Consider the following 23,704-nt stretch of genomic DNA (forward strand, 5'->3'; position numbering starts at 1 on the left):
GATTGTTTATAGATGGTAGAGGTACTTATTTCTTAAATACTTTTTTAAATAGGAGTACAACTGCTAAAGTGAGTACACCACCAATCAGCCCAAAAATAAATTCTCTTACCGTGTCTGGTAAACTTTCAAATAGATGATGAAAGAAGGGAATATTATGAGCAAAAATACCGCCAGCAACTAGTAACAAAGCAATTGTTCCAATAAATGCTAAGGCTTTAATTACTTTTGGCAAAGCCAAAATTAGAACACCACCAATTTTTTGAAGCACACCGCTCTTTTTCGTCTGTAATTTGGTTCCAGCATCATCCATTCTGACAATTAAGGCTACAATTCCGTACACACCTACAGTTGCTATGATAGCGATAAAAGTGACCACTAAAATTTGTTTGATTAAGGGCTCACTCAATACTTCTCCTAGTGCAATAATCACAATTTCTACCGAAAGTATAAAGTCGGTTACAATTGCCGATTTAATTTTGTCTTTTTCTACCAGTAAAATTTGCTCTTCTGTTAAGGGTTCAATAGTGATTTTGCTTTCTCCATGGTCGTGGGGAACTACATATTCATATATTTTTTCAACTCCTTCGTAAGCAAGGTACAATGCACCAAGGATTAAAATGATAGTTATAGCAATTGGGGCGAATGCACTCAATAAAAATGCAAAGGGTAAAATGATGAGTTTGTTCAATAAAGAACCTTTAGTAATCGCCCATAAAACTGGAATCTCTCTTGAAGACACAAAACCAGATGCTTTCTCAGCATTTACAGCCAAGTCATCACCAAGTATTCCCGCCGTTTTTTTAGTGGCAACTTTGGTTAGTACTGCTACGTCATCCATAAGTGCGGCAATATCATCTAATAATGCAAAAAATCCTGAAGCCATATAGTTGTAAGTTTAATAATTAGAACACTAATCCAAGACTCTTATGTCCGGATTAGAGTTGTGATGTTTTGTGAAAGTTAAAAGTTAATAAAATACGCAAACCTCTTCTAGGCTCTTTCTCTCTAAATCAGGAACCCAACATTCAGCTGCTGGATAGCCAACAGGAATCAGTAAAAATGGCTTTTCGTTTTCCGGGCGATCTAGTATTTTAGTAATGAAATTCATTGGGCTTGGCGTGTGCGTCAAGGAAACTAAACCGGCATCGTGTATGGCAGCAAGTAAAAATCCTGCTGCAAGACCTACACTTTCCTGAACGTAATAGTTGTTTTTCTTTTTTCCGTCTTCGCCAAATTCGTAAATACGTCTAAAAACAATGATGAGGTAAGGTGCGATTTCCAAAAATGGCTTTTGCCAATCGGTTCCTAGTGGTTTTAAATCGTCCAACCATTCGTTAGACATTCTGGATTCGTAACTTGCTTTTTCTTCCTCCTCGGCTGTAATCCTGATTTGTTTTTTTATTTCGGGATTAGCGATAACGCAAAAAGTCCAAGGTTGTTTGTGTGCTCCAGAGGGCGCCGTCGAAGCAGTTTTTATGATGTTCTCGATTACCTCGCGAGCAATCGGGCGATCAGAAAATTCGCGAACCGAACGGCGGCTGTCCATCTTTTCATAAAAAGACTGTGCTTTATCGAGCATCTCTTGGTCTGATACGATTGATTTACTGTAACTAATATAAGGATGGTTGTCGATTAATTTTTTAGTAGGCATTTTTATTGCTTTTTTTGTCTCCTCAAATATAACTTTATTTATTTCAAAAATAAATTAAGTTGTGCTTTTGATCGGTAGTTGGGAGTAGGTCTTTTTCTTTTTAATACGAATTCGAGCAATGTTCTTGCGATGTGATTGCAATTGGAGTTTCGTTTGCTATTATTTATTTCAGCGCAAATCCGACACCTTTTATACAATCATTTTGACTATTTTTACTGCTGAAAAGTAAATAGTAATGGAGAACGTAGAAAGAATAAATCAGAATGCCAAAGCCGACAAAAATTCGGGATTTGGAACGAATTCAAGTAGTTATGGTGGACGATTTATTAATAAAGATGGTAAAGCAAATGTAGAAAAAGTAGGAATGCACCTTTTTCATCGCACTAGTTGGTACCATACCATGATTGATATGAATGCTTGGCGGTTTATGTTTATTATTCTGACCTTTTACATCAGTATCAATTTTGTTTTCGCTACGATTTATTATGTTATTGGTATTGAACATCTTGATGGTATTACGAGTACTGACAGTGAACTCGTTAAGTTTGGTCAAGCTTATTTTTTTAGTGCACAAACCTTTACGACTGTGGGATACGGACATATTAGTCCAACAGGATTCTTAGCCAGTGCTTTGTCAGCAGCCGAAGCTTTGATGGGATTATTGAGTTTTGCCATCGCCACCGGTTTGTTTTTTGGGCGTTTCAGTAAACCCACTGCTTTTTTAAAGTTTTCCCACAACGCGCTAATTGCTCCTTATGGTGAGGGAACTGCTTTAATGATTCGCTTGTCTCCATTTAAGAATACTAATTTTACCGATGCTGAGGCGCAAATGACTTTGGGGATGAGTATCATGGAAAATGGTGTTTTGGCTAATAAATTTTATCAATTGGACTTAGAATTATCTCAAATTAGCGCCCTTACCTTAAGTTGGACCTTAGTGCATCCTATTACTGAAGAAAGTCCTTTGTATCAACTAACAGAAAATGATTTTAAAGCGATCCACGGCGAAATATTGGTTTTTATTAAAACGTTCGACGATATGTTTAGTGCCACAGTGGCTACAAGATCTTCTTACACTTTTGATGAAGTGGTGTACGGCGCTAAGTTCACACCCATGTATGCGCGAAGCCTAGATAACTCAAAAACAGTGTTATACCTTGATAAATTGAACGAATTTAATGCTGTAACACTACCATAACAGAATTATTTTTACCCATTTTACCCATTTTCAGTATATTTTGTTTTACATTTGTTTATCAAATACGGAAAAAAGATGAACAATGTAAAAAATGTCTTTAGTATCAAGGATCTTGAAAACCTTTCAGGGATCAAAGCGCATACTATTCGCATCTGGGAGAAAAGGTACAATGTATTGCAACCGATGCGAACAGATACTAACATTCGATTGTACGACTTAGCAAGTTTACAAAAATTGTTAAACATCACTTTGTTGCACGAATACGGTTATAAAATATCTAAAATCGCTTCCTATCCTGAGGAAAAAATCCCCTCGTTAGTACGTGAAATCGTTACGTCTAAAAACGCGAAGAGTCATGCTATCAGTGCGTTTAAAATGGCGATGATGAATTTTGATCAGGAACTTTTTTTAAACACTTATAACTGGTTGATTGAAGAAAAGTCTTTTAAAGAAATTTTTCATCAAATATTCATTCCTTTATTGAATGAGTTAGGCTTATTGTGGCAAACAGATACCATATCTCCGGCGCATGAACATTTTGTGAGTTACCTCATTAAACAGAAGTTGTTGGTAAACTCTGAAAAGTTGCAGCAATTGGAACGCACTAAAAAAGGAAAAGTATTTGTGTTGTCACTTCCAATGAACGAAATTCACGAATTGGGATTAATGTATTTGCATTATGAAATTTTGCTTAGCGGGTACAAAAGTATCTACTTAGGTGAGAGTATGCCAATTGAAAGTTTGAAAGAACTAAAGAAACATTTCGAATCGATAGTTTTCGTATCGTTTTTTACAGTACAACCGGATCGCGGCATTATCAACGAATACGTTCAAGAAATGACTGATACTTTATTAGACGATAAAACCGAATTATGGCTAACCGGTAGATTAGTCGAGTTTTTAGACCGTAAAGGTCTGTCAGAGCAGATAACAGTCTATAATTCTATCAAAGAATTAACAGAAAATATTGAAAATTTGTTTAACGATTAATTATATTTGCTAGACAAATGAAAAAAAGAATTACAATAATAGGTTCCGGTTTCTCTGCTTTAGCAGCTTCATCTTATTTGGCTCAAAGCGGTCACGATGTGCATGTTTATGAAAAAAATGAATCGGTTGGTGGTCGTGCACGACAGTTAAAAATTGATGGTTTCACTTTTGACATGGGACCAAGCTGGTACTGGATGCCGGACGTTTTTGATCGTTTTTTTGCTGACTTTGGTAAAAAAACCACTGATTATTATGAGTTAATAAAATTATCTCCTGCCTACAGAGTCTATTTTGGTGTAGATGAATTTATCGCCATCGCTGATAATTTGCCTGAAATAGAGGCAACATTTGAAAAAATCGAAAAAGGTAGTGGTGCTGTTCTGCATGCTTTCATGATGGAAGCGCAAAGTAATTATAATATTGCCATTAAGGATTTGGTCTACCGTCCGGGAGTATCTCCTTTAGAATTAGTAACGGTAGAAACCGCTAAAAAGGTAGGTGAGTTTTTTAGTAACATCAGTAGAGATGTTCGCAAGAAATTCAAAAACCCGCAACTGATTCAAATATTAGAATTTCCTGTTCTCTTTTTGGGAGCCAAACCATCGGATACACCTTCGTTTTACAGCTTTATGAATTATGCCGACTTTGGTCTAGGAACTTGGCATCCTAAAACAGGAATGTTCGATGTAGTTCGTGCCATGAAAAGTCTAGCTGAAGAACTTGGAGTTGTTTTTCATACCAATGCCAATATTGAAAAAATTATAGTCGAAAATAAAACTGCCAAAGCTATTGTTGTCAATGGAGAAAGAGTAGATTCGGATTTAGTTTTAAGTGGTGCTGATTACCATCACACTGAAAATTTGCTGGATCAAGAGCACCGTGCGTATTCTGAAAAGTATTGGGATAGCCGTGTTTTTGCACCTTCTTCTTTGCTTTTTTATGTTGGTTTTGATAAAAAAATTGACAATATTTCGCATCATGCTTTGTTTTTTGATACTGATTTCTACCAGCATGCAAAAGATATTTATGACGAACCAAGATGGCCAGATGAACCATTATTTTACGCTAACTTTCCATCAATTACTGATAAAACGGCTGCTCCCGAGGGAATGGAATCGGCTTTCTTTTTAGTGCCTTTAGCACCTGGGATAAATGATACTGAGGCGTTGAGAGAAGAGTACTTTGAAAAAATAATGAATCGATTTGAGTCAGTTACGAAGCAGAATGTCAAAAAAAATATTATATTTAAAAAGTCATTTTGTAAAAACGATTTTGTGTCGGAATACAACTCCTATAAAGGAAATGCATACGGAATGGCGAATACATTATTACAAACTGCTTTCCTTAGGCCGAAACTAAAGAGCAAAAAAGTTCGTAATTTATATTTCACAGGGCAGTTGACAGTTCCTGGACCAGGAGTGCCACCAGCATTAATTTCAGGTAAATTAGTGTCGGATTTGATTAATAAACAATTTTTACAAGAATAATATGAAGCAATTATTTGACGATGTCTCTTTTAAGTGCAGTAAATTAGTAACTAAAAACTATTCTACTTCTTTTTCATTGGCAGTCTACATGCTATCGCCAAGTATAAGAGATGCTATTTACAGCATTTATGGTTTCGTGCGTTTTGCCGACGAAATTGTGGATTCATTTCATGGTTTTGATAAGGAAGTTTTAATTGACGACTTCGAAAAAGAATATTACAAAGCATATGATTTAGGTATTAGCTTGAATCCCATTTTAAATTCGTTTCAGCAAACTGTGAAAGAGTATAATATCACGGATGATATGATACAATCCTTCTTGAAAAGTATGAAACTAGATTTAGTGAAATCGGATTACGATAGCCAAGAAGAATACGAGGAATACATCTATGGTTCTGCTGATGTAGTCGGCTTAATGTGCTTGAAAGTTTTTGTTTCAGGAAACGAAGATCAATATGAAGCTCTAAAAGGAGAGGCAATGCGATTGGGTTCTGCTTTTCAAAAAGTGAATTTCCTTCGTGATTTAAAAGACGATAATTTGCTTTTAAACCGTAATTATTTTCCGGGAGTGGATCTAAAATCATTTGATGAAAATGCTAAAACAGCTATCATCAAAGAGATTGAAGAGGATTTTAGAGTTGCTTACGAAGGAATAGTAAAATTACCAATGGAGGCTAAATTTGGTGTGTACACCGCTTATGTTTATTACAAAAAGCTGTTGACCAAACTAAAAAACACACCTTATCACCAAATAGGTACCTCTCGCATCCGAGTGTCTAATTACACCAAAGCGGGTCTTTTAGCACAGTCTTTCGTGACTTATAAATTACGTTTAGTTCAATAAATCAATACAATTAAAATAAATTACAATGATATCCTTTTTGATTTTTTTAGCGGTTTTCCTTCTTATGGAGTGCGTTACTTGGCTAACACATAAGTACGTGATGCACGGCTTTATGTGGTATTTTCACGAAGACCACCACCAGCCTAAATACGAGCACCCTTTTGAGCGCAATGACATCTTTTTTGTGATTTTTGCTATACCGTCAATTGCTTTGTTCTATTTTGGTGCTGAGGCAGGTTTCAACTACCTCTTTTTTATCGGTTTGGGGATTTTTGCCTACGGTTTAAGTTATTTTATGATTCATGACGTCTTGATCCACCAACGTTTTAAATGGTTCAAGAACACCAACAATAAATACTTGATTGGTTTGCGTAAAGCGCATAAAGTACACCATAAAAACATAGGTAAAGAGGACAGCCAAGTATTCGGAATGCTCTTCGTTCCATTCAAATATTACAAAATGTAAAATAAGTATGGCGTGACCTTTTAAAAAAACTGAAAATAGTTTTCTTAAAAGGTCGGGCTTTACACTCCCGCTTTTATAAACGCGACCAAAGGTCTTGTTTATAAAGAGCTCCGTTGCAATCCCTCACGCGAAACAAACCTACAATTCAACTCGCAAAAACTATCTCTGATGAAAATATACTCCATAAAAACGGTTCAAAATGTAACAGCATCCTTAGATGAATGTTGGTCTTTTTTCTCTAGTCCGCGTAATTTGCAAAAAATAACGCCATCGGACATGGGTTTTGAAATCACCGATTATGATGAGAGAACAGTGTATCCGGGTCAAGTGATTCAGTACAAAGTACGTCCCTTGTTTGGGATTACTTTATCTTGGATGACGGTAATAACAGCAGTTAAAGAAAATAGTTATTTTATAGACGAGCAACGCTTTGGACCTTACGCTTTATGGCACCACAAGCATTTTTTTGAAGCTACTCCCGAAGGCGTAAAAATGACTGATGTCGTACATTATGGTTTACCGCTAGGATTCTTAGGACGTATTATGAATACATTAGTGGTTAAAAGTAAACTAAAGGAAATTTTTGAGTTCAGAGAAAAAGCCGTTGACGCAATGTTTAATAAAAAGTAATGAGTAAAGCAGTAGTTTCGTTTTTTTGGTTCAGACGCGATTTAAGGTTGGAAGATAATATAGGATTGTTTCACGCTTTAAAAAGTGAGTATCCTGTTATTCCCTTATTTGTTTTTGATACGGAAATACTTGATAAATTACCTAAAGATGATGCTCGTGTTAGTTTCATTCACGATAATTTAAGTAACATCAATGAACAACTAAAAGAGCTAGGAAGTTCGTTATTAATCAAAAACGGTTCTACCAAACAAGTATGGCAAGCCCTAGTCGATGAGTATGACATTAAGGAAGTATTTTTTAATAAAGATTACGAACCGTATGCCATTGCTAGAGACGAGGCAATTTGTGAATTGTTAGAACAAAAAAATATAATTTCTTACTCTTTCAAAGATCAAGTTATATTTGAAGAAAAAGAAATTGTAAAAGCCGACGGACTGCCCTATACTGTTTATACTCCTTATAAAAATAAATGGTTAGAAAATTATAAGTTAAATGCACCCGTTCAAGAGTACGATTTAACACCCCTTTTTAGTAATTGGTTTCAGTCTAATTTTAAAATACTATCGCTTGAGGATATCGGTTTTGTTCGAAGCAAAATCAAGGTGAAACCCTATACTTTTAAGGGAGTAGCTACTTATGATGAAACAAGAGATTTTCCTGCTGTCGATTCTACATCCTATTTATCACCTCATTTGCGTTTTGGTACGGTAAGTATCCGTAAAATGGTTAATTATGCTGCCCAATCAAATGCTGTTTTTTTAAGTGAATTGATTTGGCGTGAATTTTTCATGCAAATACTTTTTAGTTTTCCAAAAGTAGTGACTCATAATTTCAAGCCTGCTTATGACGGAATCGAGTGGCGCAATAATGAAGATGATTTTAAAAGATGGTGCGAAGGAAAAACAGGTTACCCAATGGTTGATGCAGGAATGCGTCAGCTTAATGAGACAGGATACATGCACAACCGTGTGCGTATGGTTGTGGCTAGTTTTTTAATCAAGCACTTGATGATTCAATGGCAATGGGGCGAAGCTTATTTTGCTCAAAAATTACTGGATTACGAACTATCGGCTAATGTAGGTAACTGGCAGTGGGCCGCTGGTACAGGTTGTGATGCTGCGCCTTATTTTAGAGTTTTCAATCCTGAAATTCAATTAAAAAAGTTTGACGAAAAAGGAAGGTACATTCGTAAATGGATTCCTGAATTTGATTTAGGCTACGGTGCGCCTATGGTGGATCATGCTTTTGCACGTGATAGAGCGATAGCGACCTACAAAGCAGGTATTTTAAAGTAATATCTGGTTGTGAATACAAGGTTACTATTGACTTTGAAAGCAGAGAAATAAACTACAAATAGGTCTATTTTATACTAACGATTGTGTCCATTACTTATATGTGTAAAGGTAATTGTCAATTTAAACCAGTTTATCTTTAAGATCGAGATTTTTTAGCCCAGATAGTAGCGGCATCCTTTGCTTTTTTTCTTTAAAAAAGGAAAGATAAAGCGGATAGCTGGAAATAGCTCCTCAATATTATTTAATTAATTTATTGAGCATTCCTTCAAAAATAAAGCCGTGAAAAGGTAGAACCGAATACCAATATAATTTTCCCCATATTCCTCGAGGTCTAAACGTAGCCGATTGATACAAGGTATTGCCAATAATTTTAAATTCTAACCAGGCTTCTCCGGGTAGTTTCATTTCGGCAAACAGTACTAGTTTTCCTTTTTCTTTATTGGCATAAAGCACTCTCCAAAAATCAAGTGAATCGCCAGCATGGATGTCGTGTTTATTTGTTCGGCCGCGTCGGGAACCAACACCACCAAAAAGTTTATCGATAAAACCTCTTAAATCCCATAGCCAGTCGCCATAATACCATCCTACTTCGCCACCAATTGACCAGATTTGGTTAATGGTGTAGTCTCTATCGATGATTTCTTTTTTGCGACGATCAATGAAGCAATCCTTTTTTGGTACTTTTAAATACGTGGATATATTGGTTTTGAAACGACCACTAACTAAAGAATCTTTCCAGCTAGATGCAACTGAATTGGATTCGATTTTTACCAAGGCTCTAGACAACGCTAAATCATAGGACATAGGAGTTACTCCAAGTAGTACGTTGATTCTTGTATCTCGGCAAACTACTTCAACCTTCATGCTACTGACTAAGGCGCTTGCTAGTTTATAGGAAGTTGAGGTTACAAAATAAAGCCAGTAGGAGGAGAGTTTAGGAGTCATTACGGGAATGGTAAATATCCAGCGTTTCAAATTTTTTGCTTTGGCAAAGCCCAAAAGCATTTCTTTATAAGTCAGAATATCAGGTCCGCCGATGTCAAAACTTTGATTGTAGGTTACTGGATTTAGTAGTGATTTGGATAAAAACTCCAATACATCTGTAATTGCGATGGGTTGACAGCGTGTGTTAAGCCATTTTGGAGTAATCATGACAGGCAATTTATTGACTAAGTCCCTTATGATTTCAAACGAGGCGCTACCAGATCCTACAATGATACCCGCTCGTAAGGTAGTCATGGCATAGGTTCCTGTATTTAGAATTTCTTCGACTCTTTTTCTTGAAGATAAATGTTTGGAAAGGGAATCATCGTTGACAATTCCGCTCAGGTAAATGACTTGTTGTGCCTGCGTTTTATTAATTTGAGACACAAAATTCAATGCCGACTCTTTTTCAAGTTTGTCATAATTATCGGCAGAGCTTGACATGGAGTGAATAAGGTAGTAGGCCGCATCAATATCGTTGGGAATGGCAGCTAAACTGTCCTCTTTTAAAAAATCAACTTCGATTACTGAAACCCGATCTTTGTACAGGAGCGGAACAAAAAAGCGATTTAAATCTCTTACGCAACAAACTATGTCGTGTCCTTGGTCTATTAAAATGGGTAATAGTCTTTTTCCGATATAGCCTGTTGCGCCTGTTAAGAGAATTTTCATCGCATTGTGATTTTAAGGTTAGCTCAACTTATTCGAGATTAAGCTTATGAATTCTTTTCTGGTTTTATTTTTTTCAAATGCTCCAGTAAAAGAGGAAGTGGTCGTGAATGAATTTTGCTTTTCGATTCCGCGCATTTGCATACACATGTGCTGCGCTTCAATAACTACTGCTACTCCTAGAGGCTCTAAGGCTTCTTGGATACAGTCTTTAATTTGATCCGTCAATCGTTCTTGTACTTGCATTCTTCTTGCAAAAGCATCAACGATTCTCGGTATTTTACTCAATCCAACGATTTTGCCGTTTGGAATGTAGGCTACGTGCGCTTTTCCAAAAAAAGGCAACATATGGTGTTCACACATCGAATATACTTCAATATTTTTAACTACAATCATTTGGCTATGATCTTCGGTAAAAAGAGCCCCTTTTAAAATTTCTAATGGGTCTAGTGCGTATCCATGTGTTAGGAATTGCATTGCTTTAGCCACTCGTTCTGGAGTTTTTTCTAAACCTTCTCTTGTTACGTCTTCACCTAGACCATGAATAATGGTTTTGTAATTTTCGGCTAATACAGCAGTTGTTTCCGCATTATATTGCTCTTTTTTCTCGTAATTTTTCATTTCTTTGATCATGCTTAAATCTGCTATTTGGAGGGTAATTATATTTTAAAAGTTACAATGCCGTAATCCATTTCGAATACTTGTCCGGAAATAGATTTTGCTTTAGTTGATATTAGGAAGTCAGCCATATCAGCTACTTCAGATGGTTTTAAATACCCTTTCATTGGATGACGTTCTACCATCATGTCTTTCATTCTGTCATTTCTCAGAATATTGGCAGACAAAGACGTTTCTGTAATAGTAGGAGCAATGGCGTTAATTCTAATTGTCGATGCTAATTCAGCACCTAACGTTTTTACTAAACCTTCGACACCTGCTTTTGCTGTAGCGATGCTCGCGTGAAAAGGCATTCCAAGTTTTGCTGCTACTGTACTAAATAGCACTATTGATGGATTAGTTCCTTTTTTTAAGGCAGGCAAATATTTTTGAATCGTTTTAACAGCACCAATTACATTGATTTCAAAGTCATTTCTGAAATCATCAATACTTAAATTCCCTATTGGTTTTAAGTTGATAGATCCTGGGCAATAAATTAAAGTATCTACATTTTCAATCTCGGGTAAGGCATCTTGTAAGATGTCTAAAGGAAAATGCTTCAGGTTAGGATGTGTGATATCCGGAGCATTTCTACTGATGTTGTAAATATAATTATTTTCTAACTGTTGCAATAAAATAGCACTTCCTATTCCTTTGCTACCACCTACTATTACTATGTTTTTCATAATTGTTTTTTAATGGACCAAGTGGCTAGCGCTTGGATATTTTGTTGTTGTTTATTTGTCTTTGCATGGTGCATTTAAATCTTCCCTCAGTGAAGTTGCGTAGTTTTTCGTGTTTGGTTTTGCGACCTTGAACCCTTGCGCGCCACATTCTAAAGCTAGACGGCTTCATTTCGGCTCGCATCAAGTCAATTACATCTTGTTCTTTCAAACCAAATTGTAGTTGAATTGCTTCGAAAGTAGTGCGGTCTTCCCACGCCATTTCGATTACACGATCTTTTTCTAAATCAGTCAATTGTGCTCCTGCCATTCTTAATATTTTAGATAATCATTTACTTTTATATTCGCTTTCAAGTCGAACATTAGATTGTATAATCCAAAGAAGGTTCTGTTAATGTAGATGAAATGTTTAGATCCACGATTACCGTTCATTTTCTTTAAGTTGGTATCGTTTGCAAAACGTTCTCCTAATTTCGCAATATTTTCAAAGAAAATTTCGTCAGAAAAATCAAAAGTCTCTGATTGGAATGGTTGCGTAAATAAAGAGAGTAAGTCGTGAAACATTTGCGTGAAATACGCAATTTCCTCTTTGGTATCGTCAGCTCTTAAAATCTCTAGATTAAATAGTTTTTCTTTGAATAACTTTTTATTGTCTATTACATTTTTATCAATCAATTCAAAGTAGGGAACGTAGAAGTCATTAGGAATACTCTTCATGCAACCAAAGTCTAATGCCACTAGCTCATTTTTTTCGTTGATTAAAAAATTCCCAGGATGTGGATCAGCATGTACTTTTTTCAAAACGTGAATTTGATACATATAAAAATCCCATAGCGCCTGACCAATTTTATTTGCTACAATTGGATCTGAATTTTTGAATTCTGATAAATGCACGCCAGTCATCCAATCCATCGTAATGATTTTCTCTGATGAATATTCAGGATAGTATTCTGGGAAAACTAAATTTTCTATTTTTTTACAAGCTGCCACAACTTCTTGGCTCTGTTTCAATTCTAATAAATAATTCGTTTCTTCGATAAGTTTATCTTCAACTTCTTTGAAATATTTATCAGAGTCTTTTCCTTGCAAATTGAACATTCGGATCGCAATTGGTTTTACCAAAGCCAAATCAGAGGATATGCTGTTAGCAACCCCTGGATACTGAATTTTTACAGCAAGTTTTTTATTGTTTTTCACCGCCAAATGCACTTGACCAATACTAGCCGCATTAATTGAGTTAGCATTGAATTCATCAAAAATTTCGTAAGGTGTTTTACCAAAGTTGTTTTTGAATGTTTTTAGTACTAATGGTGCTGAAAGTGGTGGTACTGAAAATTGTGACAAAGAAAATTTCTCAACATAAGCCTGCGGCAAGAAATTCTTGTCCATGCTTAGCATTTGAGCTACTTTCAAAGCGCTACCTTTCAAACTCTTCAGTCCGTCATATATATCTTCGGCATTGCTTTCATTTAATTTATCACGAGTTAAGTCCGAATTCACGATTTTCTCTCCGTAATATTTTAAATAATTCACACCTACTTTGGCTCCTGTTTGCACGAGTTTTGTTGCTCGCTCAATTTTGGATGTGGGTATATAGTCAATTGTTTTCATTTAGTTTTTTTGTGTTTTTTCTTTGAAAATAAATTTTCCAAAGTCAATAAGGCTGTTGATTGGTGCAATGTTCATCAGGTCGAAACTTAATTTTACACTCTTCTCGATATAGATGTCTGTCTTTTCAAAAGCAGCAGATCCGTCTTCAATCCAAAATTTCAAGGTTAGTAAGAATTGTATCCAAGCACTTTCTTGAATCGCTTTTTCTTGTAATTCTTGTAGTTTTTCTTGATCAATTAATATTTCATCAGTAGTAATCTCAGCAATAAACAGTTTGAAATTGGTTCTTAAACTAGATAATTGTGCTAGATTTTTAAGTTGGTTTTTATTTTGGTGCAAACTCATTAATACATAAGAACGATTAGCCGTTAGCAATTCGAAAAAAGTAAAGTAGAAACTTAATAATTTACTTTTCATATCATAGGTCTCGTAATTCGCATCTTTTTGAAGCAGCTCCATTGTCCGCTCAAAGAACATGTCATATATTACCTTGTCTATGCTTTCAAGATTACCAAAAAAGGTATAAAATTCTGCTTCTGTAAAATCATTACTCTTTGCAAAATTGTATACTGATTTAGGCTTCTCGTTATGTTCTAATGTGTAGTTCATAAACATAGAAACGATAGATTCTTTCGTTATTTTAGATTTCTTGGTTGCCATTTGTACTTTTTTTTAGAGTATAAAGATAATAAATGTTTAACAATTATTCGACAAAGTTAAACAAAATTTATTTTGTATCTTTGACTAAAGACGATTTAAATATATAATTGATGAAAAAAAATGTTCTGATAACTGGAGGTACGGGTTTTGTGGGGAAGCATTTAACAGCCTTATTAATAGATAGCGGCTATAGTGTATCTATTTTAAGTCGTACAAAGAAAAAGAGTACCGATACTATTTTTTATTACACTTGGGATGTTGAAAAACAACTAATTGAAAACGAAGCGGTTCTCAATGCAGATTTTGTTATTCATCTAGCGGGTGAGAACATCGCGGGTAAGCGGTGGAGTAAAGAACGTAAAGAAGCGATCATTAGCAGTAGGGAAGAATCGGCCAAATTGATTTATGGTGTGGTTAAGAAATATGATAAAAAGCTCGACGCTTTCATTTCGGCATCAGGAGTTGGGATTTATGGTGCGATTAATGGTCAGGCCATTTGCGTAGAGGATCAAAAACCAGCAAACGACTTTTTGGGATTAACCTGTCAAAAGTGGGAAGCGGTAGCCAATCAATTTCAAAAACTGGGAATACGTACGGTTAAAGTTCGTACTGGGTTAGTTGTAGGTCCTAATGATGGTTTTCTTGAAAAATTAAAGCCGTTATTTAAATATAGGTTGGGATCCGCTTTAGGAACAGGGACACAGTACATGCCTTGGATTCATATTGATGATTTATGTGCTATTTACCTCGAAGCGATTCAAAATGCTGATATGAGTGGAGCGTATAATGCAGCCATCAATGATAATACTACCAATGCTAGTTTCTCTGCTACTTTTGCACAGGTTTACGGTTATAAAATGTGGCTACCCAACGTTCCAGCTTTTATTATGAAAGTGGCCTTGGGTGAAATGGCAAAATTACTTTTAACCGGTCGTCGCGTGTCAAACGAAAAAATAAAAGCAGTAGGTTTTACTTTTAAATGGCAAAAGTTGGATGAAGCTATCAAGGCTAGTCTTTAATAGCTAGTCTAGTATCGCTTCTAAATGAACTTTTACATTGCGATCAATTTTGTCCCGAACTAAAAACGGAATTGCAATTCCGAAATCGTCGGTATTTAAACTAAAGTTTGTGGTTAAGACCAGTTGCTTTCCATTTTTTTTAAGAACAATGGCTGCTTTAATTTTTTTTGATTGGCCATGGATGGTAATAATGCCTTCAACATAAAAAGTAGATTGGATAGTTGTGAAATCGACCCAATCAAAATTTAGTATAGTTCCTTTAAATGTTGCTTTTGGATATTTCTTAGTTTCTAAGTAATTCTCATTGAAATGCTGCTGCATAAGCTTTCTTTCAAATTGAAAATCTTTCATTTTTACTACGAAGTTAATGGTACTTCTCTTAGTGTCAATAATACAAATCGTAGTTCTGTTTTCCGCTGCTATGGGTTCAAACAATGGAACTGAAGCCTCAAAAGAAACTATAGCCTTATGGGTAGTCCATTTTTTTTGTGCATTAACCGCAATGCAACTCAATAATAGGAGGAGTAGTATTTTTTTCATGAGAATAACATTTAGGGGCTAAACTAAAGTTACGAATAATCTTAGCTATTTCCTAATCAAAAACACGTAAAAAAAATGAAGCAACTTCCGCTCCTTTCTAGCTTTGTTTGAAAGATTATGGTATTTGGATACTTACGCGGTATTGCTTCAAACTATCAATAGCTTCTTTTGAATTGTAGTTGAAGTTTTCCTCATGGCGGTCTTTTTCCTTTTTTAGTGCAATTTGCTTGAGGCAATTGATAAAGCGCCTAACCTGCTTTTCTGTAGATAGTATGAGTCCAGGAACTTGAGCGTTGTTTCCATTAGTATCTTTTGACACCATGGTGAAATAGGAGGAGTTGCAATGTTTTTTTGCTCCAGTTTGTATGTTTTCCGACTCTACGCGTATACCTACGATCATCGAACTCTTTCCAACATAATTAACGCTGGCCTTCATTGTTACTAGTTCGCCTACCTCGATTGGGCTTAAAAAATCTACCGTGTCAACACTGGCGGTTACGCAATAATTACCTGAAAATTTTGAAGCACAGGCAAAAGCAATTTGATCTAAAAGTGATAAGATATAGCCACCATGAATTTTACCACTAAAGTTAGTATGAGACGGCAACATTAGTTCTGAAATGGTGATATCCGATGATTCAACCGTTTTATAATTGTTTGTCATATTGTTTATTTAAAGCGGTATGGTGAGGCTTCCTCTTTTACATCAATGATAAAGTATTTCGTATCGCCCCACCAAGCAAAAGTTTTGTAGCGTTCTACATATTTTACTTTGACATATTTACCCTCAAATTGTTGTAAATCAGTTATCACTTGTTTGTCTTTGTCTAAAACTGAAAAGGCAAATATTTGTGCTCCCGAAATTCCTTGGCTAATTTCTCCTTCCCATGTTTTAAAGATCACTCCTTTATTACTAAATTTTATTAGTTGTCCTGATCGTACTCCTTCGCTATAGGTTGCATTGTATATGAAGGTAAAATAGGCAATAATCGATACTAGGATTGTGATACTTAGTATCATTATAAATTTTCTCATGTTTTTAATTTAAAAGTTCGTTCTCTTCCTTGTTGGCTCTGTTTATAATACTATCTGGTAGCGATTTTTTAGCTTTCGCACCCATCTTCTTTAATTTTTCGACACTAGTAATGAGGTTTCCTTTACCTTCTACTAATTTGTTCATCGCACCGCTGTATTCTGTCTTGCTTTCGTCAATTTTCTTTCCAATTTTGATAAGGTCAGTAACAAACCCTTCGAATTTGTCATACAAAGCTCCTGCTTGGCGAGCAATTTCAAAAGCATTTTCTTGCTGTTTTTGGTTGGCCCACATACTATCAATAGTTCGCAATGTAGCCAATAATGTTGCAGGAGTTACAATCACAATATTTTTTTCAAATGCTTTGTTGTATAATGTCGTGTCTTCGTTCAAAGCCATCGCAAAGGCAGGCTCAATAGGAATAAACAATAAAACAAAATCAGGGCTTTCGATTTGGTATAAATCCTGATAATTTTTATTGCCTAATTGCTCCACGTGGCGTTTTATCGAATTGACGTGTTCTTTTAAATAGCCTGTTTTTAATTCGTCCTCCTCTTCGTTGATGTATTTTTCATAAGCAGTTAATGATACTTTTGAATCGACGATCATCTTTTTTCCATCAGGTAAATTAATAACCACATCAGGAAATACACGATTGCCGTCTTCGGTAGTAAAGGCCTGCTGTACTTCATATTCACGCCCTTTTTCTAAACCTGATTTTTCAAGTACCCGTTCTAGGACAAGTTCGCCCCAATTTCCTTGCATCTTACTATCGCCCTTTAATGCCTTTGTAAGATTAATGGTTTCTTTGCTCATTTGAATGTTCATCTCACGTAACCCTAAAATTTGTTGACGTAAAGCAGCATGATAATCAATACTTTCTTTGTGTGTATCCTCTACTTTTTTCTCAAACAACTGAATCTTATCTTGTAAAGGCGACAAGATGTTTTTCATATTTTCCTTATTCTGTTCTGTAAATTTGTTTGACTTTTCGTCTAAAATTTTATTGGCTAAATTTTCAAATTCTTTGGTGAATTTTTCTTGAAGTTTTTCAACTTCGTCTTTTTGCTCTTTGTTGCGTTCCCACAGGTTTTCAAAATCTACTTCTTTTTTGGAGAGTTGAATAGCTAAGCTGTCTTTTTCATTTCGAATGGTTTCTTTTTCAGAATTAGCTGTTTCTAATTGTTTCTCTAAGCTGTTTTTATCGTTCATAAATTGTATTCTTTGTTGGTCGAATTGCGCATTAAGCGCGATTAACCTTTCTTCCAAACTGACTTTTTCAGATTGAAAGCGAGCGGAGAAAATTAATTTTCCAATAAAAATACCAACTGCAAGGGCAATTAGGAAAAGAAATAAAAAGGGAATAAGTTCAGCCATAAAAAGGGTATTGTGGAAAGTAAAAGTAAACAAAGAAAGTGCTTTTTCCTAAAATTGAAAAGAGACAATTTAAAAATGTATTTTTGCCCTAAATTATCCCCATTCATGTCGCACTATCATTTTATTCTTCACAAGCCTTATGGTTATTTGAGTCAATTTATATACGAATTGAAGCGAAAAAAGAAACTGTTGGGTGAATTGCATGATTTTCCCGAAGGGACGATGGCCATTGGACGGCTAGATGAAGACTCCGAAGGGCTTTTGCTATTGACTACAGATGGAAAAGTAAGTGAACAAATTCGATCTAAAAAAGTCGACAAGGAGTATTACGTCCAAGTAGATGGTGTAATCACACAAGCAGCAATTGAAATTCTAAAGGCAGGTGTCGAGATTGGGTTTGATGGTAGCAAATACACCACCAAAAAATGCGAAGCGCGATTGCTTACTGAAATTCCTGATTTTGGTCCGCGTGGAAAAAAAATCAGAGATGAACGCCACGGACCTACTTCCTGGGCATCGATTACGGTTAACGAAGGTAAATTTAGACAGGTACGAAAAATGACCGCCGCTGTTGGTTTTCCTACCTTGCGATTGGTTCGTGTTCGAATAGGTAACGTACATTTGCAAGATTTGAAAGCGGGTGACGTAATGGAAGTCGATCATTTTTCGGTTGAAAAGTAAAACCAACTTTTAATCTTTAACTTTAAACTATTTTAAAAATGTTAAATATTGTTTTAGTAGAACCTGAAATCCCTAACAACACAGGAAACATTGGAAGGTTGTGCGTGGGTACAGAGAGTAAACTACACTTGATTCATCCGTTTGGGTTTGTGATTAATGATAAAAACTTAAAACGTTCTGGTTTGGATTATTGGGTTCACCTTGATGTAACCGAATATCAAAATGTGGCCGAATGGAAATCTCAAATTCCGGATCTATCACGAGTTTTTTTAATGAGTTCGCATGCGACGAAATCCTACCTAGAAATCGATTTTCAAGATGGTGACTGGTTGGTTTTTGGAAAGGAAAGTAAGGGTTTGAGCGAAGAAGTCTTAGCTCAATTTGATAATCACTTAAAAATCCCTATGTCGAGCAATATTAGAAGTTTCAACATCGCCAATTCGGTTGCTTTTGTAATTGGTGAAGCGAAGAGACAGATAGGATTGAAATAGTTCTCAAGATTACAAAGGTTAGCCCAGATAGGAGCGGCATCCTTTTATTTTTTTCTTTAAAAAATAAAAGATAAAGCGGATAGCTGGAATCAGCTCCTACTACTTTTACTTGATTATAAACTTGCCTTTTTCGGAATCGAATGAAATATGTTCGTCTTTGAAAATGGTGTTGAAAGTTCCTTTGGAAATAAAATTACAGGGTTCATCTTGCAAAACGGCTTCAGGCGTCATGATAATCATTTCGTCACTCAACTGAATGGCCATGTCGATATCGTGAGTCGAAAAAAGAATGCATTTTTGGGTTTCGATTGTAAGCTTTTTTAAGAGTTTGAACAAGGCGACTTTGTGTAATAAATCCAAGTGGGTTGTAGGTTCGTCGAGGATAATTAACGGCGTGTCCTGCGCCAATGCTCGAGCGACCAATACTTTTTGTAACTGACCATCACTTATTTCATAATGTTTTTTAGAAGCCAAATGACTGATTTGAGTCAGCTCTAATGCCGCATTGATTTTGGTAGTATCTAAGTCTGATAAAGTGCCAATCCAGTTGGTGTACGGTTGGCGACCTAGAGCCACTAGTTCAAAAACGGTCAAGTTGCTTGGCGGTAATTTTTCGGTTAAAACGATACTTAGATTTTGCGCGAGCTCTAAAGGTTGATAATCACTGATTTTTTTGTTATTCAACAAAACAGCGCCTTCTAGTGGTTTCTGAATTCCAGTAATCGTGCGCAACAAAGTCGATTTCCCTATTCCGTTTGCACCAATTAAAGCAATTAATTTGCCTGATTGCAGCTTTAAATCCAGATTTTTGGCAATAACGGTCTCATCAGTCTTGGTTTTGTAACCAATGCTGAGGTCAGTAGTATATAGGATATCGTTAGTGTTACTCATTTTTCTTTTACAGTTAAAAGTAGGACAAATTAGCCCATCATTTTTCGTTTTCGTACCAATAACCAAATCACGATTGGCGCACCAAGCAAGGATGTTATGGCATTTATGGGTAAGGTAATATCAAATCCAGGCATTTGTGAAACCACATCGCAAATAAGCATAATCGCCGCTCCGATGAGAAGCGTACTCCAATATAAAACCGAATGATTGCTGGTTTGGAATAGTAGTTTTGCAATATGAGGCACCGCCAAGCCAATAAAAGCAATCGGTCCTGCATAGGCGGTAATGCTTCCGGCAAGAATACTAGTGGCCAGGATAATGACGAATCGTGTTTTTTTGAAGTTTAAGCCAAGGCTGCGGGCATAATTTTCACCAAGTAGTAGGGCGTTCAACGGTTTGATGCTAAACAAACTTAATAGCAATCCGATGAAAACAGAAACGGATAGAATACTTATGGATGTCCATGATAAATTACCAAGTGTTCCCATGGACCAAAAAGTGAATTTTTGCAATTGCTCCGCCGTGCTAAAATAAGTGAGTGTTCCTACAATGGCGCTAGTGAAACTCCCAAACATTAAACCTACAATAAGTATCGCCATTGTGTCTCTTAAACGGTGGGAAACCAGTAAAACTGCCAATAAAACAAAAGAGCTTCCTAAGGTGGAGGCAAGCACAATGCCGTACGAGGACAGTAAAATAGAACTGATGAATGCTGGCATAAATGCAGCTCCCAAGATAACAAAAGCGACTCCTAAACTCGCGCCCGAACTGAGTCCTAACACATACGGTCCTGCTAATGGATTCCTAAATAAAGTTTGCATTAGCAAGCCACTTATCGAAAGTCCCATTCCAACTAACACTGCCGTAATAGCTTTGGGCAACCTATAATTAATGATGATGTATTCCCAAGTCGATTTACTCGCCTCCCCACCAGTTAAGCTGGTGTAGACTTCCTTAAACGGAATCGTAATGGAACCCAAGCTAATGTTGATAAAAAACAAAGCAATTAGCCCTAAACCAAGTAAGGAAAATAGTAAAATATTTCGTTTTTTCTGGATCAATTTAGTTCAGTTTTTGTGCAAAGGTAAACGTATAGTTGGGAATTAATTCAGGATGAAATATTTTGATATAATCTTTTAGAACTAAATCTGGACGGCTGGCTGCGGTTTCATAATAAATAGTTCCGCCAGTTGCACCTAATTTGCCTTCGAAAGTATAAACTTGCTTGGTTTTAAACGCATCAAACTGACTGTAGTGCGGGTTAATTGCATTCAATTCGGCCACTGTTTTATAAGGTCCCGAAGCAATCCAGTACTTAGCTGTTTTGGCTTTTTCGAGAACTTGCTCGAAAGAAAGACCAATGCTTCCGGTTCCTGGAGCATTAGACCAAAGGTAATTGGCTTTGGCATCTTTCAAAAATTGTGCTACCCAACTGTTGGCTTTGGCCACATACCATTGGTCTTGGTACATGGAACCATATAAAACCGTTGCTGTTGGTTTTTTGGTCGCGACCACCGCTAGTGCATCCTTGTAATTTTTTACAATGGCGTCATATTGCGATTTAGCTTCTTTTTCTTTACCAAAAAGCGCTCCGTACAGTTTTATCCATTCAGCTTTACCAAGGGGAGATTGCTCCATCCAATCAGCTTGAATAAGAACTTTTAAACCGCTTTTGGTTAAATTGTCTAGTGTAGGATTATTGTTGTCAATACCAAAAGTCACAATAAGTTCTGGACTGCTGTCGATCAACATTTCCATATTTAGTTTTTCGTTTTGACCTACATTTTTGACAGTTCCGTTGTCAATTAATTTTCTGGTTTTCACTGAAGAAATAAAGTCAGTGTGCGGGAATCCAACAAGTTTATTTTCGACACCAAGCATTTCTAAATAAGGAATAATCGTGGTTGAGGTGACAACAATCGACTGCAAGGGCACTTGAATGGTATTGTATTTTTGTAAGCTATCAGGGACGGTAGCATTTTTTTCTTTAAGGATGTAGGTAAAGTCTTTTTCGGCATTAGGCCAAGGGTTGACTACTTTGACAATCGAATAACCATTTTGTTTGTAAATGGCTAAGCTTGTTGCGTATTCGATTTCATTTTTAGAACTTGAGTTGGTTTTGCTGTCGCTCTTTTCAGTTTTTTTACATGCGGTTAGCGTTAAAAAAACAAATACAAAAAGAATACGGTAGGAATAGAGTTTCATGCTGCGATTTTAGAACTAGGACAAAGGTAGAAGAAAATACAAAAAATCTTGTTTATTTTTTGTTCAAAAAAAATCAACAAATACTATCTTTACCAAATGAATGCCATAAAAGTGAAACATTGTTCTAGTTGCTCAACTCCTTTTGACTGCGGTGACACAACTGCTCAAAGTTGCTGGTGCAACAATTTCCCACCTTTATTCGTGCCAACCACTGCTATTGATTGCCTTTGTCCTGCATGTTTTACAGCTGCCAGTTCGGTTAAAATTGATGATTATATAAATAGTTTAACTCCCGAAACGATTTTAGATAATAAAGTAACGGCATTACCAAAAGCCGCTCAATTAATTGAAGGGATTGATTATTATTTAGAAAACGGTAATTATGTTTTCAAACCTTTTTTTCATCTCAAGAGAGGCAGTTGTTGCGGAAATGGATGTCGGCATTGTCCTTATTAATTTAGAAAAATAAATTCATGATATATTTAATTACAGGAGGCGAACGTTCAGGAAAAAGTAGTTATGCCGAAAATTTGGCCAAGGAACTAGCGGCTAAACCGATGTACGTTGCTACAGCAAGAAAATGGGATAATGATTTTCAAAAAAGAATTGACCGCCACCAAAAAGACCGTGACGAACGTTGGGTAAATATCGAAAAAGAAAAGTACCTGAGCGAAATTGATTTTTCAGGAAATGTCGCGATCGTAGATTGTGTCACGTTGTGGTTGACGAATTTTTTTGTGGATACTAAAAATGATGTTGCCCTTTCCTTGGAACAAGCTAAGGCCGAATTTGACAAAATTGCAAATCAAGAAAACGCAACCATTATAATCGTGACTAATGAAATAGGAATGGGTGTTCATGCCGATACACACATTGGTCGTAAATTTACCGAATTACAAGGTTGGATGAACCAATATATTGCCAAAAAAGCTGAGAAAGTAGTATTAATGGTTTCGGGAATTCCTGTGACTATAAAAGGATAATTATGAATTTCTTGACTTCTTGGAGTGGTGGAAAAGACAGTTGCTACGCGATGATGCAGGCCGTTGATCAAGGCTTAGATCCGAAAGTTTTGCTCAATATGATGAATGAGATTGGAAAGGTATCGCGTTCGCATGGACTGCCGTTATCTATTTTAAATCAACAAGCTGAAAAAATGCAGTTGCCACTCGAAGGGATTCCGGCAACTTGGGGCGATTATGAAGCTAAGTTTATTAGTACTTTGAAAACGCTTAAAGCAAAATATACGCTAGATGCCGCAGTTTTTGGAGATATCGATTTGCAAGCGCACAAAGATTGGGAAGACAAAGTATGCGAAGCATCTGGTTTAAAAGCAGTTTTACCTTTGTGGCAGCAAGATCGGCTGACGTTGGTAAACGAAATGATCGATAAAGGTATCGAAACGATGATTGTTTCTTGTAATACCACGATGGGTGAAGAATATTTAGGTTGCATTTTATCAAAAGAATTAGCCATTGAGTTACAACAAAAAGGGATTGATCCTTGTGGAGAGAACGGCGAGTTTCATACCTTGGTGCTTGATTGTCCGCTTTTTTCAGACCGAATTAAGCTCCCTCAATTTGCAGTAACTACTTATCAGGATTATTGTTTTATAGTTTGGGAAGATTTTCGTTAGCAATAA

28 protein-coding genes are annotated in these 23,704 nt (G+C 36.1%); 13 read left to right on the plus strand and 15 right to left on the minus strand.

Going from position 1 to position 23,704, the window contains the following annotated elements; translation table 11 throughout:
- Positions 1-25 precede the first annotated feature (25 nt).
- Positions 26-883: a DUF808 domain-containing protein gene (locus tag ACZ2G0_RS07755; protein ID WP_470309749.1), complete on the minus strand. Its 858-nt coding sequence runs from the start codon at positions 881-883 to the stop codon at positions 26-28.
- Between the two features lie 84 nt (positions 884-967).
- Positions 968-1,651, minus strand: a complete 684-nt coding sequence (locus tag ACZ2G0_RS07760; RefSeq protein WP_470309750.1) for a nitroreductase family protein — start codon at positions 1,649-1,651, stop codon at positions 968-970.
- Positions 1,652-1,886: 235 nt separating this feature from the next.
- Between ACZ2G0_RS07760 and ACZ2G0_RS07765 the strand changes: the two genes are divergently transcribed.
- From ACZ2G0_RS07765 to ACZ2G0_RS07795, 7 genes are all read left to right on the plus strand, one after another.
- Entirely contained in the window at positions 1,887-2,849 is a 963-nt protein-coding gene (locus tag ACZ2G0_RS07765; protein WP_470309751.1) for an ion channel, read from the plus strand.
- A gap of 75 nt (positions 2,850-2,924) precedes the next feature.
- Positions 2,925-3,839 carry a MerR family transcriptional regulator gene (locus ACZ2G0_RS07770; RefSeq protein WP_300285329.1) on the plus strand — a complete coding sequence of 305 codons (915 nt, stop codon included), beginning with the start codon at positions 2,925-2,927 and terminating at the stop codon, positions 3,837-3,839.
- Between the two features lie 17 nt (positions 3,840-3,856).
- Positions 3,857-5,326 carry a phytoene desaturase family protein gene (locus ACZ2G0_RS07775; protein ID WP_470309753.1) on the plus strand — a complete coding sequence of 490 codons (1,470 nt, stop codon included), beginning with the start codon at positions 3,857-3,859 and terminating at the stop codon, positions 5,324-5,326.
- 1 nt (position 5,327) lies between these two features.
- Entirely contained in the window at positions 5,328-6,170 is an 843-nt protein-coding gene (locus ACZ2G0_RS07780) for a phytoene/squalene synthase family protein (RefSeq protein ID WP_300287589.1), read from the plus strand.
- 25 nt (positions 6,171-6,195) lie between these two features.
- Positions 6,196-6,636 (plus strand): sterol desaturase family protein, encoded by a 441-nt coding sequence (locus ACZ2G0_RS07785; protein WP_470309754.1) that lies wholly within the window; start codon positions 6,196-6,198, stop codon positions 6,634-6,636.
- Positions 6,637-6,804: 168 nt separating this feature from the next.
- Positions 6,805-7,266, plus strand: coding sequence for an SRPBCC family protein (locus tag ACZ2G0_RS07790; RefSeq protein ID WP_300287587.1), 462 nt, complete (start codon positions 6,805-6,807; stop codon positions 7,264-7,266).
- Positions 7,266-8,561 carry a cryptochrome/photolyase family protein gene (locus tag ACZ2G0_RS07795; RefSeq protein ID WP_470309755.1) on the plus strand — a complete coding sequence of 432 codons (1,296 nt, stop codon included), beginning with the start codon at positions 7,266-7,268 and terminating at the stop codon, positions 8,559-8,561. The genes ACZ2G0_RS07790 and ACZ2G0_RS07795 overlap by 1 nt, the downstream gene beginning before the upstream one ends.
- Before the next feature lie 237 nt (positions 8,562-8,798).
- On the opposite strand, the gene ACZ2G0_RS07800 is transcribed toward ACZ2G0_RS07795, so the two are convergent.
- The 6 genes from ACZ2G0_RS07800 to ACZ2G0_RS07825 are packed head-to-tail and all read right to left on the minus strand — an operon-like array spanning position 8,799 to position 13,825.
- The gene (locus tag ACZ2G0_RS07800; RefSeq protein WP_470309756.1) at positions 8,799-10,217 is read right to left on the minus strand and encodes an SDR family oxidoreductase; all 1,419 of its coding nucleotides are present in this window, start codon (positions 10,215-10,217) and stop codon (positions 8,799-8,801) included.
- An 18-nt stretch (positions 10,218-10,235) separates the two neighbouring features.
- Positions 10,236-10,847, minus strand: coding sequence for a GTP cyclohydrolase I FolE (gene folE / locus ACZ2G0_RS07805; RefSeq protein WP_470309757.1), 612 nt, complete (start codon positions 10,845-10,847; stop codon positions 10,236-10,238).
- A 26-nt stretch (positions 10,848-10,873) separates the two neighbouring features.
- Entirely contained in the window at positions 10,874-11,557 is a 684-nt protein-coding gene (locus ACZ2G0_RS07810) for an SDR family NAD(P)-dependent oxidoreductase (protein WP_470309758.1), read from the minus strand.
- Between the two features lie 25 nt (positions 11,558-11,582).
- A complete protein-coding gene (locus ACZ2G0_RS07815) occupies positions 11,583-11,864 on the minus strand; it encodes a TIGR03643 family protein (RefSeq protein WP_470309759.1) in 282 nt (93 codons plus the stop codon).
- 2 nt (positions 11,865-11,866) lie between these two features.
- On the minus strand, positions 11,867-13,165 hold the full coding sequence (locus ACZ2G0_RS07820; RefSeq protein WP_470309760.1) for an ABC1 kinase family protein: 1,299 nt from the start codon (positions 13,163-13,165) through the stop codon (positions 11,867-11,869).
- Positions 13,166-13,825 carry a TetR family transcriptional regulator C-terminal domain-containing protein gene (locus tag ACZ2G0_RS07825; protein ID WP_470309761.1) on the minus strand — a complete coding sequence of 220 codons (660 nt, stop codon included), beginning with the start codon at positions 13,823-13,825 and terminating at the stop codon, positions 13,166-13,168.
- Between the two features lie 110 nt (positions 13,826-13,935).
- Between ACZ2G0_RS07825 and ACZ2G0_RS07830 the strand changes: the two genes are divergently transcribed.
- The gene (locus ACZ2G0_RS07830; RefSeq protein ID WP_470309762.1) at positions 13,936-14,844 is read left to right on the plus strand and encodes a TIGR01777 family oxidoreductase; all 909 of its coding nucleotides are present in this window, start codon (positions 13,936-13,938) and stop codon (positions 14,842-14,844) included.
- A gap of 3 nt (positions 14,845-14,847) precedes the next feature.
- On the opposite strand, the gene ACZ2G0_RS07835 is transcribed toward ACZ2G0_RS07830, so the two are convergent.
- From ACZ2G0_RS07835 to ACZ2G0_RS07850, 4 genes are all read right to left on the minus strand, one after another.
- The gene (locus tag ACZ2G0_RS07835; RefSeq protein WP_470309763.1) at positions 14,848-15,384 is read right to left on the minus strand and encodes a YceI family protein; all 537 of its coding nucleotides are present in this window, start codon (positions 15,382-15,384) and stop codon (positions 14,848-14,850) included.
- Positions 15,385-15,499: 115 nt separating this feature from the next.
- Positions 15,500-16,048: an acyl-CoA thioesterase gene (locus ACZ2G0_RS07840; RefSeq protein WP_300287576.1), complete on the minus strand. Its 549-nt coding sequence runs from the start codon at positions 16,046-16,048 to the stop codon at positions 15,500-15,502.
- Positions 16,049-16,053: 5 nt separating this feature from the next.
- Complete coding sequence (locus ACZ2G0_RS07845; RefSeq protein ID WP_470309765.1) at positions 16,054-16,419, minus strand: 6-phosphogluconate dehydrogenase; 366 nt, start codon at positions 16,417-16,419, stop codon at positions 16,054-16,056.
- A gap of 4 nt (positions 16,420-16,423) precedes the next feature.
- Positions 16,424-17,794, minus strand: a complete 1,371-nt coding sequence (locus tag ACZ2G0_RS07850) for a DNA recombination protein RmuC (RefSeq protein WP_470309766.1) — start codon at positions 17,792-17,794, stop codon at positions 16,424-16,426.
- A 105-nt stretch (positions 17,795-17,899) separates the two neighbouring features.
- On the opposite strand from ACZ2G0_RS07850, the gene ACZ2G0_RS07855 reads away from it, so the two are divergent.
- A complete protein-coding gene (locus tag ACZ2G0_RS07855; RefSeq protein WP_470309767.1) occupies positions 17,900-18,475 on the plus strand; it encodes a pseudouridine synthase in 576 nt (191 codons plus the stop codon).
- A gap of 38 nt (positions 18,476-18,513) precedes the next feature.
- Positions 18,514-18,966: a tRNA (cytidine(34)-2'-O)-methyltransferase gene (locus tag ACZ2G0_RS07860; protein ID WP_300287572.1), complete on the plus strand. Its 453-nt coding sequence runs from the start codon at positions 18,514-18,516 to the stop codon at positions 18,964-18,966.
- 105 nt (positions 18,967-19,071) lie between these two features.
- On the opposite strand, the gene ACZ2G0_RS07865 is transcribed toward ACZ2G0_RS07860, so the two are convergent.
- From ACZ2G0_RS07865 to ACZ2G0_RS07875, 3 genes are read right to left on the minus strand one after another with little or no spacing between them, the layout of a single operon-like run.
- Entirely contained in the window at positions 19,072-19,857 is a 786-nt protein-coding gene (locus tag ACZ2G0_RS07865; RefSeq protein ID WP_470309768.1) for an ABC transporter ATP-binding protein, read from the minus strand.
- Between the two features lie 29 nt (positions 19,858-19,886).
- Positions 19,887-20,918 (minus strand): iron ABC transporter permease, encoded by a 1,032-nt coding sequence (locus ACZ2G0_RS07870; RefSeq protein WP_300288966.1) that lies wholly within the window; start codon positions 20,916-20,918, stop codon positions 19,887-19,889.
- Between the two features lies 1 nt (position 20,919).
- The gene (locus tag ACZ2G0_RS07875) at positions 20,920-22,062 is read right to left on the minus strand and encodes an ABC transporter substrate-binding protein (protein WP_470309770.1); all 1,143 of its coding nucleotides are present in this window, start codon (positions 22,060-22,062) and stop codon (positions 20,920-20,922) included.
- Positions 22,063-22,158: 96 nt separating this feature from the next.
- Here ACZ2G0_RS07875 and ACZ2G0_RS07880 point away from each other — a divergent pair, with 96 nt between their 5' ends.
- The 3 genes from ACZ2G0_RS07880 to ACZ2G0_RS07890 are packed head-to-tail and all read left to right on the plus strand — an operon-like array spanning position 22,159 to position 23,698.
- The gene (locus tag ACZ2G0_RS07880) at positions 22,159-22,518 is read left to right on the plus strand and encodes a DUF5522 domain-containing protein (protein ID WP_470309771.1); all 360 of its coding nucleotides are present in this window, start codon (positions 22,159-22,161) and stop codon (positions 22,516-22,518) included.
- Positions 22,519-22,535: 17 nt separating this feature from the next.
- Complete coding sequence (gene cobU, locus ACZ2G0_RS07885) at positions 22,536-23,045, plus strand: bifunctional adenosylcobinamide kinase/adenosylcobinamide-phosphate guanylyltransferase (RefSeq protein ID WP_470309772.1); 510 nt, start codon at positions 22,536-22,538, stop codon at positions 23,043-23,045.
- 2 nt (positions 23,046-23,047) lie between these two features.
- Positions 23,048-23,698: a Dph6-related ATP pyrophosphatase gene (locus ACZ2G0_RS07890; RefSeq protein WP_470309773.1), complete on the plus strand. Its 651-nt coding sequence runs from the start codon at positions 23,048-23,050 to the stop codon at positions 23,696-23,698.
- The last annotated feature ends 6 nt before the right edge of the window (positions 23,699-23,704 follow it).

It is taken from the genome of Flavobacterium sp. KKT103, assembly GCF_055640565.1.